At 57.6% G+C, this 12,055-nt stretch carries 11 protein-coding genes; 7 read left to right on the forward strand and 4 right to left on the reverse strand.

Annotation, left to right across the window (positions count from 1 at the left end; all coding sequences use genetic code 11):
• Positions 1 to 266 precede the first annotated feature (266 nt).
• The 3 genes from ROI90_RS09655 to ROI90_RS09665 all read right to left on the reverse strand — a co-directional run bounded on the left by ROI90_RS09655 (position 267) and on the right by ROI90_RS09665 (position 4,373).
• Complete coding sequence (locus ROI90_RS09655) at positions 267 to 2,648, reverse strand: ribonucleoside-diphosphate reductase subunit alpha (protein WP_315998135.1); 2,382 nt, start codon at positions 2,646 to 2,648, stop codon at positions 267 to 269.
• Positions 2,649 to 3,078: 430 nt separating this feature from the next.
• Positions 3,079 to 3,294: a hypothetical protein gene (locus ROI90_RS09660; protein WP_315998136.1), complete on the reverse strand. Its 216-nt coding sequence runs from the start codon at positions 3,292 to 3,294 to the stop codon at positions 3,079 to 3,081.
• Positions 3,295 to 3,410: 116 nt separating this feature from the next.
• Complete coding sequence (locus tag ROI90_RS09665) at positions 3,411 to 4,373, reverse strand: ribonucleoside-diphosphate reductase small subunit (protein ID WP_315998137.1); 963 nt, start codon at positions 4,371 to 4,373, stop codon at positions 3,411 to 3,413.
• A gap of 449 nt (positions 4,374 to 4,822) precedes the next feature.
• On the opposite strand from ROI90_RS09665, the gene rplU reads away from it, so the two are divergent.
• Together rplU and rpmA are read left to right on the forward strand one after the other, a co-directional pair.
• On the forward strand, positions 4,823 to 5,128 hold the full coding sequence (gene rplU, locus ROI90_RS09670) for a 50S ribosomal protein L21 (protein WP_315998138.1): 306 nt from the start codon (positions 4,823 to 4,825) through the stop codon (positions 5,126 to 5,128).
• A 106-nt stretch (positions 5,129 to 5,234) separates the two neighbouring features.
• Positions 5,235 to 5,540, forward strand: coding sequence for a 50S ribosomal protein L27 (gene rpmA / locus ROI90_RS09675; protein WP_315998139.1), 306 nt, complete (start codon positions 5,235 to 5,237; stop codon positions 5,538 to 5,540).
• A 92-nt stretch (positions 5,541 to 5,632) separates the two neighbouring features.
• Here the strand turns inward: rpmA and ribD are convergent, their stop codons facing one another.
• Positions 5,633 to 6,673 (reverse strand): bifunctional diaminohydroxyphosphoribosylaminopyrimidine deaminase/5-amino-6-(5-phosphoribosylamino)uracil reductase RibD, encoded by a 1,041-nt coding sequence (gene ribD / locus ROI90_RS09680; RefSeq protein WP_315998140.1) that lies wholly within the window; start codon positions 6,671 to 6,673, stop codon positions 5,633 to 5,635.
• A 91-nt stretch (positions 6,674 to 6,764) separates the two neighbouring features.
• Here ribD and prmC point away from each other — a divergent pair, with 91 nt between their 5' ends.
• The 5 genes from prmC (at position 6,765) to rfbB (ending at position 11,952) form a co-directional block, all read left to right on the forward strand.
• Positions 6,765 to 7,628: a peptide chain release factor N(5)-glutamine methyltransferase gene (gene prmC / locus ROI90_RS09685; RefSeq protein ID WP_315998141.1), complete on the forward strand. Its 864-nt coding sequence runs from the start codon at positions 6,765 to 6,767 to the stop codon at positions 7,626 to 7,628.
• Positions 7,629 to 7,745: 117 nt separating this feature from the next.
• Complete coding sequence (locus tag ROI90_RS09690; protein WP_315998142.1) at positions 7,746 to 8,342, forward strand: acyltransferase; 597 nt, start codon at positions 7,746 to 7,748, stop codon at positions 8,340 to 8,342.
• A gap of 53 nt (positions 8,343 to 8,395) precedes the next feature.
• Complete coding sequence (locus ROI90_RS09695) at positions 8,396 to 9,694, forward strand: nucleotide sugar dehydrogenase (RefSeq protein ID WP_315998143.1); 1,299 nt, start codon at positions 8,396 to 8,398, stop codon at positions 9,692 to 9,694.
• Between the two features lie 86 nt (positions 9,695 to 9,780).
• Positions 9,781 to 10,803: a UDP-glucose 4-epimerase GalE gene (galE, locus tag ROI90_RS09700; protein WP_315998144.1), complete on the forward strand. Its 1,023-nt coding sequence runs from the start codon at positions 9,781 to 9,783 to the stop codon at positions 10,801 to 10,803.
• Positions 10,804 to 10,899: 96 nt separating this feature from the next.
• Positions 10,900 to 11,952, forward strand: a complete 1,053-nt coding sequence (gene rfbB / locus ROI90_RS09705; RefSeq protein ID WP_315998145.1) for a dTDP-glucose 4,6-dehydratase — start codon at positions 10,900 to 10,902, stop codon at positions 11,950 to 11,952.
• Positions 11,953 to 12,055: the final 103 nt, after the last annotated feature.

Below are 12,055 nucleotides of genomic sequence, written 5' to 3' on the forward strand. Positions count from 1 at the left end.
AATAGTTCTTACCAGACTTCGGACTGTTACCACGCTTTCGAAGGCTCATGGGATACAGGTTTGAGGTTTGGAAAATCGGGGGCGTCTCGCTCCTCCCAAAAAGAAGAGGTTACCGTTGGCGCGGTGCCTCTTTTTTTGTTTGGTCGCTTCTAAGTCATAGGACGCCACTTTGGCTATGACTCTGGAAAGCTATGTTGCCATTCAAGGAGGGTTGGAGGTTTATGAAAAGTGGGCAGGGAAACTACCCTGCCCACTTTTCGAAAATTCTACGACCCGCAAGCCTCGCAGGCGTCGGGGTTATCAAGGGAGCAGGCCATGTCGGAGGCGTTCTGGGCCGATACGTTCAGCGGCTCCAGGGTCTCGGCGGCTTGCTTCTGCACCGTGAACTTGATGGCGTCGGCGGCGGCTTTGGTGCGCAGGTAGTACATGCCGGTTTTCAGGCCCTTCTTCCACGAGTGGAAGTGCATGCTGGTGAGCTTGCCGAAGTTCACGTTCAGCACGTGCAGGTTCAGGCTCTGGCTCTGGCAGATGTACGCGCCCCGGTCGGCCGACATATCAATGATGCGGCGCTGCGAAATCTCCCACACCGTTTTGTACAGGTCCTTAATGTTCTGCGGGATGCTGGGGATATCCTGCACCGAGCCGTTGGCCGCAATGATGGCGTTCTTCATCTGCTCGTTCCACAGGCCCAGCTTCACCAGGTCTTTCAGCAGGTGCTTGTTCACCACCATGAACTCGCCGCTCAGCACGCGGCGCACATAAATGTTGGAGGTATAGGGCTCAAACGACTCGTTATTGCCCAGAATCTGCGCCGTGGAGGCGGTCGGCATGGGCGCTACCAGCAGGGAGTTGCGCACGCCGTGCTCCATCACCTGGCCGCGCAGCGTGTCCCAATCCCAGCGGCCAGAGTCGGGCTGCACGTTCCAGAGGTCGAACTGGAACTGGCCCTGGCTCAGGGGCGAGCCGGGGAAAGTTTCGTAGTGGCCGTCGCGCATGGCCAGGTCCTTGGAGGCCGTCATGGCCGCGAAGTAGATGGTCTCGAAGATGTCCTTGTTCAGGCCGCTGGCTTCGTCGCTCTCGAAGGGCATGCGCAGGGCAATGAACGTATCGGCCAGCCCCTGCACGCCCAGCCCGATGGGGCGGTGGCGGCGGTTGCTGCGCTCGGCCTCAATTACGGGGTAGTAATTGATGTCGATAACCTTGTTCAGGTTCAGCGTGGCGTGGTAGGTTACCTCGTAGAGCTTCTTGTGGTCGAAGATGAGGTTGCCGGCTTCGTCGGGGCGCACGTAGCGGGGGAGGGCCAGCGAGGCGAGGTTGCACACGGCAATTTCGTTCTCGTCGGTGTACTCCATAATCTCGGTGCAGAGGTTGGAGCTCTTGATGGTACCGAGGTTTTTCTGGTTGCTCTTGCTGTTGGCGGCGTCCTTGAACAGCATGTAGGGCGTGCCGGTCTCGGTCTGGCTTTCCAGAATGGCAAACCACAGCTCCTGGGCCTTGATGGTCTTGCGGCCCCGGCCTTCGCGCTCATACTTCTGGTAGAGCTTCTCGAACTCCTCGCCGTAGGTGGTATCCAGGCCGGGGCACTCGTGGGGGCACATCAGCGTCCAGTCGCCGTTGGCTTCCACCCGCTTCATGAACAGGTCGGGCGTCCAGAGGGCGTAAAACAGGTCACGGGCGCGCATCTCCTCCTTACCGTGGTTCTTTTTCAGGTCCAGGAAGTCGATGATATCCGCGTGCCAGGGCTCCAGGTAAATGGCGAAGGCGCCTTTGCGCTTGCCACCGCCCTGGTCCACGTAGCGGGCCGTGTCGTTGAACACCTTCAGCATGGGCGTGAGGCCGTTGCTGGTGCCGTTGGTGCCTTTGATATAGGAGCCCGTAGCGCGCACGTTGTGCACGGCCAGGCCAATGCCGCCGGCGCTCTGCGAAATCAGCGCACAGTTCTTCAAGGTGTCATAAATGCCCTCGATGGAGTCGTCCTTCATCGTGAGCAGGAAGCACGAGCTGAGCTGGGGCTTGGGCGTGCCGGCGTTGAATAGGGTAGGCGTGGCGTGCGTGAACCACCGCTCGCTCATCAGATTATACGTCTCGATGGCGGCGGCAATGTCCTCCTTATGGATGCCCACGGCCACGCGCATAATCATGTGCTGGGGCCGCTCCACCACCTTGCCGTCGAGGCGGAGCAGGTAGCTGCGCTCCAGCGTCTTGAAGCCGAAGTAGTCGTAGTTATAGTCCCGGTCATAGATGATGGCCGAGTCCAGCGTGGCCGCATTAGCGTGCACGATTTCCCACACGTCCTGGGCAATGAGGGAAGCGTTTTCGCCGGTTTTGGGGTCCTCGTACGTGTGCAGCCGCTTCATGGTGCTGCTGAACGACTTGCTGGTCACCTTGTGCAGGTTGCTCACGGCAATGCGCGCGGCCAGAATAGCGTAGTCGGGGTGCTTGGTGGTGAGCGAGGCGGCGGTTTCGGCAGCCAGGTTGTCCAGCTCCACGGTGGTCACGCCGTCGTAGATGCCGTCGATAACCTTCTTGGCTACTTCAATGGGGGAGATGAAGTTCTGGTTGAGTCCGTAGCACAACTTCTCGATGCGGGCCGTAACCTTATCGAACTTCACGGATTCGCGGCGGCCGTCGCGTTTGAGTACCAACATAAGCGTAGCAGTTGATGTGGGGAGTTGGAGTATGAGCACGCCTACCCGGCAGGGGGCAGGCACAAGGTCAGAAACAGCTCGAAGGAAGCCCGCTCGTAACGGGGCGGTATCCATTGATAGCGGAAGATATTTCTATCTGGGTTGTAGGACAAACCTTCTTTTCAGAAGTTTTCCACATAAGCGTAAAATGCTAGTGCTTAGGCCGTTTTTTGTAATTCAGACACTTCTATATAGCGCGCTAAAACGGTTGGAAATCAGGTTGCGGTTTTCCGCCAGAAGTCGTATTGCCGGGCCGGTGCGGCAGTAACTAAACCCAAAACAGCCAACGACGCGGGCGCCGTTGGCTGTGCAGGGAAGGGGGTAAAAAATCGGTGAGTGAGTTAATGGGCAGCTGCGGGACAAGCCTGTTGGGCCCCTCGTAATCCATTGTTTATTTACGCTGCAGCAGCCAGATGGCGCCAGCGGCCACCAGCACGGCCCCGGCCACCAGTGCCCCAACCGTAACGGATGGCCCGAAGGCTTTGCAGGAGCAACTGGTAAACACTGGTTGCCCATTGATGCGCAGCCGGCGGCGGCAGAACGCGCAGGGCGTCAGGTTGGGGTCTGCCTGGCCGGGGAGGGGCCACTCGGGGGAGAAGGGTGACATAGCGCGTGGGTAACCGGTTGAGCCTTTGAATACGGCGCTGCGGCTGGAGGTAACCCAACGAAAAAGCGCCAACCCGGTGGCGGGTTGGCGCTTTTTTGCTACACAGGTAGCAGCGGTTAAAAGTCTTCGTCCAGGGAGAAGGCGTTTTCGGTCCGCTCGCTCATCACGCCGGCCTTCTGGTACTCGGCCACGCGCTTCTCGAAGAAGTTGGTTTTGCCCTGCAGCGAAATCATTTCCATGAAGTCGAAGGGGTTGGAAGCACCGTAAATCTTGCTGTAGCCCAGCGACTCCAGCAGGCGGTCGGCCACAAACTCGATGTACTGGCTCATGCTCTTGGCATTCATGCCAATCAGGTTCACGGGCAGCGCATCGGTCACAAATTCCTGCTCAATCTGCACAGCGTCCTTGATGATTTCGTGCACGCGGCTTTCCGGCAGTTTGTTCTGCAGGTGGTCTTTGTAGAGCAGGCAGGCGAAGTCGCAGTGCAGACCTTCGTCGCGGGAAATCAACTCGTTGCTGAAGGTCAGGCCGGGCATCAGGCCGCGTTTTTTCAGCCAGAAGATGCTACAGAACGAGCCGGAGAAGAAGATGCCTTCCACGGCCGCAAAGGCAATCAGGCGCTCCGTGAAGTTCTCGGAGTTGATCCATTTGATGGCCCACTCGCCCTTCTTGGCCACGGCCGGCACGGTTTCCAGCGCGTTGAACAGATAGTCCTTCTGCTTGGGGTCTTTGATGTAGGTGTCAATCAGCAGGGAGTAGGTTTCGGAGTGGATATTTTCCATCATCACCTGGAAGCCGTAGAAGCAGCGGGCCTCGGCCATCTGCACCTCCTGCATGAAATTTACGGCCAGGTTCTCGTTCACAATTCCGTCGGAAGCGGCGAAGAAGGCCAGCACGTGCGAGATGAAGTGCCGCTCCCCGTCATTGAGCGAGTCCCAATCTTTTTGATCCTGGCTCAAGTCAATTTCCTCAGCCGTCCAGAACGAGGCCTCGGCCTTCTTGTACATCTGCCACACATCATTGTGCTGGATCGGGAAGAGGACGAAGCGGTTGGGATTCTCAGTGAGCAGAGGTTCCATAGCAGCAGGTATAAGGTTGAAATGACAACGGCCCAGTCGTTGGGGTGCAGTGCCCAACTCCGAGGCAAAACAGAATGTTTCGCGGTTCGGCGCTCTGGCGCCGAACCCAAAGATAAACCGCTGAGCTGGGAAGAAGCCCCCGGGTTTTACATTTTTTCTGTGTTAATTTTTGTGTATACCCAAAAAAAATCTCCCCTCTTAATACTCTGGAAAAGTGAGAGAATCTAGCGGGAAGAGTGTGAATAATTAAAGTTATCCACATATTTTCTGTGGATAATTGGGGTTGTCCACAGAAAATGTTATTCGCACACCCGCTGGCACGTTCCTGATAAAGCCCGTTGTTGCTACCAAAATGGCAGGGGCAATGAGGTTTAGTGAGTTAGGGTTTGGATTTGTTGAAGGAACCTTCTACTTTTGCCTTCCATTTTTCAGAAACCGCGAAGACGCCGATGTACGCAATTGTCAACATAGCCGGGAAGCAGACCAAGGTCGAAGCCAATAAATTTGTATACGCTCACCGTTTGGCTGGCAACGTCGGCGACAAAGTGGAGCTGGGCAAAGCCCTGCTGACCGATGATAACGGAACCCTCACCATTGGCTCGCCTGAGCTGGACGTTACCGTAAGCGGTACCATCCTGGCCCACGTAAAAGGCGACAAGGTGTTGGTATTCAAGAAGAAGCGCCGTAAGGGCTACAAGAAGCTGAACGGCCACCGTCAGCAATTCACGAAAGTATTGATCAACAGCATCGGCTAGTATAGTGCTTAGCTGTTGGTGCCTGGTGCTTGGTTGGTTCAACTGAGCGGTTTCGGCCCAACATTCCACCAAGCACTAACATCCAAGCACTAAGCATTAAAATACCATGGCACACAAGAAAGGCGTAGGTAGCTCCAACAACGGCCGCGAATCAGAAGCTAAGCGTCTGGGCGTGAAAATCTTCGGCGGACAAAGCATCATTGCCGGCAACATCATCGTGCGTCAGCGCGGTACCAAGCACCACCCCGGCCAGAACGTGGGTATCGGCAAGGACCACACCCTGTTCGCTATGATTGATGGCACGGTGCAGTTCCGCAAGGGCCGCAAAGACCGTTCGTTTGTATCGGTAGTTCCAGTGGCCGTTGAACCTGCTGACGTGCATACGTCGGCTACCGTTTCGGCTGCCGAGTAGTAGCACATTGCCACTGCTGGTAGAATAAGCCACCGGCTTCCAAGCAAAGGGGACTGTTCGTAAGGACTGTCCCTTTTTGCATTCCGGGTTGGCTAGTGCGGCCGGTAGATAAACACCTCGTCGGCCCCGACCCGAAACTGCTCGTGCAGGCCCGTAAGTCCCATGCGGGGGGCGGGCACTCCGCCACCCAACTGGTGTGGGGCCCGGATAACCCGGGCTTCATCCCACAGCCCATCTTTCAGCAGGGAGTTGAGCACCGTTGGGCCTCCCTCTACCAACACCGACTGAATAGTGCGTTGGTACAGGTTCTGCAGAATTTGGGGAAACAAATCTTCCGCTTCGGACAGGGTCACATAGTCCACGTTGTCTTGGCGGGCCCGTTCCCGGTAAGTGTAGACTACGGTAGGCTGGGTGCCATCGAAGAGGTGGTGCTTGGGAGGCAGGCTGAGGTTTTTATCGATAACCAGCCGCACGGGGTCTTGGCCGGGCCACTCCCGTACGTTCAGGCGCGGGTTGTCGTGCAGGGCGGTGCGGGTGCCTACCAGAATAGCATGCTCCTCGCTGCGCCACTGGTGCACGGCTACCCGGGCCAGCTCCCCGCTGATGGGCACGGGCTGAAAGTACGGCCCTGCCAGGTAGCCGTCGGCAGTTTCGGCCCACTTCAGCACTACGTAAGGCCGCTGCTGCTCCTGAAAAGTAAAGAAGCGGCGGTTCAGGTGGCGGCCCTCTTGCTCCAGCAGGCCCGTTTCTACCCGGATACCTGCCTCACGCAGCTTCTGAATGCCCCGCCCCGCCACCAGCGGGTTGGGGTCGAGGTTACAAACGACCACCTCAGCCACCCAACGGTCAATCAGCAGGTCGGCGCAGGGCGGGGTCTTGCCGAAGTGGGAGCAGGGTTCCAGCGTTACGTACACACGACTTTCCGGCAATAGGTGTGGTTCCGTTACGGCATGTACGGCATGTACCTCGGCGTGCGGCCCCCCGTATTGCTGGTGCCACCCTTCGCCAATAACCCGGCCCTGGTGCGTGATAACACACCCAACCAGTGGGTTGGGCCGGGCATAGCCAGTACCCAGGCGAGCTAGGTCAAGGGCCCGGCGCATCATCAGCTGGTCGAAATCGGAGAAGGGCATAAGCAGAGCAGGAAAATGGTGGGGCGGGTGAAGATACACGATGCCTGGCAACCCCGGCCGGTGCTGCCGGCTGGTAGCGTACCTTTGCCGCATGCCTACTCTGCGCCAGCACACCGACACCCTCGCGGCGGCCCTGCGTTCCATATATGACGGGCCGGAAGCGGAGGCCATAGCCGGACAGGTGCTGGAGCACTTGTTGGGCCTAACGCCTTTGCAGCGCCGCATGCAGGCTCAGCAGGAAGTAGACCCGGAGCCGGTAGCAGCCTTGGCCGATATACAGGCCCGCCTACTCCGCCACGAGCCCCTGCAATACGTGCTGGGCGTGGCATATTTCGATGGGCTGGAATTGGAAGTGACACCGGCTACCCTGATTCCACGGCCCGAAACGGAGGAGTTAGTGGCTCTGATTGCCCGGGAGCAGCAGCCCCGGCCGGGGCTGCGGGTGCTGGATGTAGGCACCGGCTCCGGCTGCATTCCGCTGGCGTTGGCTCAGCGCCTGCCCGGAGCTTCTTTTACGGCCGTAGACATATCGGCGGAGGCCCTGGCGGTGGCTCGCCGCAACGCGGCCCGGCACAGCACAACCGTCGATTTTCAGCAAGTAGATATTTTGCGAGAGTCGCCGGTGCTGGTGGCCCCACTGCAGGTGCTGGTGAGTAACCCGCCCTACGTGCTGGAGAATGAGCGGGCCTTGATGCGGCCTAACGTGCTGGAGTACGAGCCAGATACTGCGCTATTCGTGCCCGACAACGACCCACTGCTGTTTTACCGTCGCATTGCGGAGCTGGGCCGTAGCCTGCTGGCAGAAAACGGGGTGCTGTACGTTGAAATCAATGAGCAGTTTGCCGCTGAAACGATTGAGCTGCTGCAGGGCCTGGGCTATGTGGCCGCCGAGGCGCTGCCGGATATTTTTGGTAAGTATCGGATGGTGCGTGCGACCTGGCCCGGGCGTGCCTGATGGGTTCTTGTTGGCCTGCCACGGCAGCTTCTGAGGTAAGCCACCCCACAGATTCCCAACAGACTACCAAAACCACTACCTTTGCGGGCTGAAATACTTTCCTCTCACTCCGCCGGCATGTCCGAACCATCTGCTTACTACGCGCATCCTACGGCCATCCTGGACTCAGGCTGCCAGATTGGGGCGGGTAGTCGTATCTGGCATTTCTGCCACGTGAGCAGCGGTGCCGTGCTAGGCGAGGGGTGTAGCCTGGGCCAGAACGTGTTTGTAGCCGAAGGCGTAGTGCTGGGCCGCAACGTGAAGGTGCAGAATAATGTTAGCCTGTATGCGGGCGTGCATTGCGCCGACGACGTATTTCTGGGCCCTTCCGTGGTATTTACCAATGTGCGTAACCCTCGCGCCGCTGTGCCGCGCCGGGGCAGCGCCCATTATGCGGAAACTCACCTGGGGCAGGGCGTTACGCTGGGTGCCAACAGCACCATTGTGTGCGGCATTACGCTGGGCGAATATGCTTTCGTTGGGGCCGGAGCAGTGGTAACGCATGATGTGCCAGCGTATGCTGTGGTATATGGCAACCCCGCCCGGCAGCACGGCTGGATGAGCGCCTACGGTCACCAGCTACAATTTGATGCTGGGGGGCAAGCCACCTGTCCTGAAAGTAGGGCGGTCTACCAGCTAACCAACCAGCACGTTTCCCGTATCAGCCCCGGCTAAACATTAGCCGCTAATAGCTTTTCACTGTCACTCATTACTCAGTCACCTCTATCGTGTACGAGCAACTTCTCCAAAAACAGGCCAAGCTGGCCGTTATCGGCCTCGGATACGTAGGCCTGCCTATTGCCCTCGAATTCGCCCGTAAAATCAAAGTAATTGGGTTCGATATCAATGCTAAGCGCGTAGAGATGATGCGCAACAACATTGACCCCAGCGGCGAGTTGGAGGCCAAGGACTTTGCAGGTTGCGACATTGAGTTCACCGACTCGCTGGACGTACTGAGCCAGGCAACCTTCTACGTGGTGGCGGTGCCTACACCCATTGACGAGCATGCCCAACCCGATCTGAAGCCCCTGCTGGGTGCTTCCGCTTCGGTAGGCAAAGTGCTGAAGAAGGGTGATTACGTGGTGTTCGAAAGTACCGTGTACCCGGGCTGCACCGAGGAAGACTGCATCCCCGTAATGGAAAAGCACTCGGGCCTGAGCTATGCTAACGGTGACTTCAAAATAGGCTACTCGCCGGAGCGTATCAACCCCGGCGACAAAGAGCATACTCTGAGCAGCATCGTGAAAGTGGTTTCCGGCGGCGACGAGGAGTCGTTGGAGGAAATTGCCAAAACCTACGAACTGGTGGTTAAAGCTGGTGTGCATCGGGCTTCGTCTATCAAAGTAGCCGAGGCTGCCAAAATCATCGAAAACACGCAGCGCGACGTGAATATTGCGCTGATGAACGAGCTGTCGATGATTTTTGACCGCATGAACATCAACACCTACGAAGTGCTGGAAGCGGCCGGTACCAAGTGGAACTTCCTGAAGTTCTCGCCCGGGCTGGTGGGTGGCCATTGCATCGGAGTAGACCCTTACTACCTCACCTATAAGGCCAAAGAGCTGGGCTACGACGCCAAGGTGATTTTGAGTGGCCGAACTACCAACGACAACATGGGCGCCTACATTGCCCGCCGCACCGTGCAGACGATGATTAAGCAGGGTAAGGATGTGTCCAAGAGCCGGGTGCTGGTAATGGGAGCTACGTTCAAGGAAAATGTGGAGGATATCCGCAATTCCAAGGTGGCCGATGTAATTCAGGAGCTGAAGAATTTCTCGGTGAATGTGGACATCATTGACCCCCACGCCGATTCGGAGGAACTCAACCACGAGTATGGCTTCCGCCTGACCCCAGGAAGCGAAACCCGCACTGATTATGACGCAGTTATTGTGGCGGTAAGCCATAAAGCCTACGTGGAACTGGATGAGGCTTACTTCAAATCCATCACTAATCAGCCCGCCGTTATTGTAGACATCAAAGGGATGTTCCGCAATAAAATTCAGGATTTGGCCTATTGGAGCCTTTAATACAATAACTGAGTAGCTGAGGAGCGGAGCGTTTGCCTGGCGAACTTCCCTGCTCAGCCGCTCAGCTACTCAGTTACTTATCAAAGATGGACAGAGCAAAAATTCTGGTAACGGGCGGAGCCGGCTATATCGGTTCGCACGCTGTGGTGGAGTTATATGAAGCGGGTTTTCAGCCGGTACTGGTTGATAATTTCGCGAATTCGCAGGAGCGCGCCCTGGATGGCGTGGAGCGGATTCTGGGCGTGAAAGTGCCCTTTCACCGCATCGACTGCAACGACGTGGAAGCCATGCGGGCCGTGTTTGCCGAGGAAGGCAGCTTGCGCGGCGTGATTCACTTCGCGGCCTACAAAGCCGTGGGCGAGTCGATGCAGAAGCCCCTGGAATACTACCAGAACAACGTGGGCTCCCTGCTGACGCTGCTGCAGGTGATGCGCGAGTTTGGCGTGGAGGCCTTGGTGTTTTCGTCGTCGTGCACGGTGTACGGTATTCCGGATGCCCTGCCCGTGACTGAGCAGACGCCCACTAAAAAGGCCAACTCGCCCTACGGCGCCACCAAGCAGATGTGCGAGGATATCCTGCGCGACGTGGTGGGCCTGGGCTCCGACTTCCGTACCATCCTGCTGCGCTACTTCAACCCTATTGGGGCCCATGAGTCGGCGCTGATTGGGGAGCTGCCGCTGGGCGTGCCCCAGAACCTGGTGCCCTTCGTGACCCAGACGGCCGCCGGCATCCGGGAACAGCTCACCATCTTCGGCGACACCTACGACACGCCCGACGGCACCAACATCCGCGACTATGTGCACGTGGTGGATTTGGCCAAGGCCCATGTGGTAGCCGTGCAGCGCCTGCTCGACAAAATCGGCGATAAGGTGGAGACCTTCAACGTGGGTACCGGTCGTGGCAACTCGGTGCTGGAAGTGGTGCAGGCCTTCGAGCGCGCCACCGGCCAGAAACTAAACTATAAAATCGGTCCGGCCCGCGCCGGCGATGTGCCCGCCATCTACGCCGACGTAACCAAATCGGTAGAAACCCTGGGCTTCAAGACCAGCACCTCCCTGGAAGAATCGTTGGCCAGCTCCTGGAAATGGCAGCTTGCTTTGAAAAAGTGAAGTTGTGAAAGGTGAAGTTGTGAATATTCTCTCCTTGTGACCCACATACTCATCTTTCAGCCTTCACAATTTCACAATTCCACAACTTCACCACTTATGAAAATCATCATCACCGGCGGGGCCGGCTTCATTGGGTCGCACGTGGTGCGCCTGTTCGTGACCAAGTATCCGGAGTATCAGATTCTGAACCTGGATGCCCTGACCTACGCTGGCAACCTCGAAAACCTGCGCGACATTGAAAACGCGCCCAACTACCGTCTGGTGAAAGGCGACATCACCGACCAGGCTTTCGTAGACAACCTGTTTGCCACCGAGGAGCCCGACGCCGTGATTCACCTGGCCGCCGAAAGCCACGTGGACCGCAGCATCACCGACCCGCTAGCCTTCGTGAAGACCAACGTGCTGGGCACGGTGCATCTGCTGAACGCCGCCAAAAACTTGTGGAAGCCGCTCAACTACGAGGGCAAAGTATTCTACCACGTAAGTACCGACGAGGTATACGGTTCCCTGGACTTCGGTCCCGAGATGTTCACCGAGGAAACCAGCTACGACCCCCGCTCGCCCTACTCGGCCTCCAAGGCATCGTCGGACCACTTTGTGCGGGCCTGGCATCACACCTACCACATGCCGGTGAAGCTGAGCAACTGCTCCAACAACTACGGCCCCAACCACTTCCCCGAGAAGCTGATTCCGCTGGCCATTCACCGCATTCAGCACAGCGAGGCCATTCCGGTATACGGCAAGGGCGAAAACGTACGCGACTGGCTGTTCGTGAAAGACCACGCCACCGCCATTGATGCCGTGTTCCACAAGGGCACCGTGGGCGAAACTTACAACATCGGCGGCGTGAACGAATGGGCTAACCTGGAGCTGATTCACCTGCTCTGCGACACGCTGGACGAGAAAACCGGCAAGGAAAAAGGCACCTCCCGCAAGCTCATCAAATTTGTGACGGACCGCGCCGGCCACGACCTGCGCTACGCCATCGACTCGAGCAAAATCATGAACGAACTGGGCTGGAAACCGTCCGTTACATTTGAGCAGGGCCTGAGCCAGACGGTAGACTGGTACCTGGAAAACGAGGAGTGGCTGAATAACGTCACCAGCGGCGCGTACCAGGATTACTACCAGAAGCAGTATAATCGGTAGGTCAGAAAGAACGTCATGCTGAGCTTGCCGAAGCATCTCTACTGCTGGCGTTTGAGTAGTATTCAAGCGAAGCGGTAGAGATGCTTCGACAAGCTCAGCATGA

Source organism: Hymenobacter endophyticus (assembly GCF_032464715.1).
Lineage (GTDB): Bacteria > Bacteroidota > Bacteroidia > Cytophagales > Hymenobacteraceae > Hymenobacter > Hymenobacter endophyticus.

Coding starts and splice junctions, on each gene's coding strand:
- ROI90_RS09655 (WP_315998135.1), bottom strand. CDS start 2,648: ATGTTGGTACTCAAACGCGACGGCCGCCGCGAATCCGTGAAGTTCGAT.
- ROI90_RS09660 (WP_315998136.1), bottom strand. CDS start 3,294: ATGTCACCCTTCTCCCCCGAGTGGCCCCTCCCCGGCCAGGCAGACCCC.
- ROI90_RS09665 (WP_315998137.1), bottom strand. CDS start 4,373: ATGGAACCTCTGCTCACTGAGAATCCCAACCGCTTCGTCCTCTTCCCG.
- rplU (WP_315998138.1), top strand. CDS start 4,823: ATGTACGCAATTGTCAACATAGCCGGGAAGCAGACCAAGGTCGAAGCC.
- rpmA (WP_315998139.1), top strand. CDS start 5,235: ATGGCACACAAGAAAGGCGTAGGTAGCTCCAACAACGGCCGCGAATCA.
- ribD (WP_315998140.1), bottom strand. CDS start 6,673: ATGCCCTTCTCCGATTTCGACCAGCTGATGATGCGCCGGGCCCTTGAC.
- prmC (WP_315998141.1), top strand. CDS start 6,765: ATGCCTACTCTGCGCCAGCACACCGACACCCTCGCGGCGGCCCTGCGT.
- ROI90_RS09690 (WP_315998142.1), top strand. CDS start 7,746: ATGTCCGAACCATCTGCTTACTACGCGCATCCTACGGCCATCCTGGAC.
- galE (WP_315998144.1), top strand. CDS start 9,781: ATGGACAGAGCAAAAATTCTGGTAACGGGCGGAGCCGGCTATATCGGT.
- rfbB (WP_315998145.1), top strand. CDS start 10,900: ATGAAAATCATCATCACCGGCGGGGCCGGCTTCATTGGGTCGCACGTG.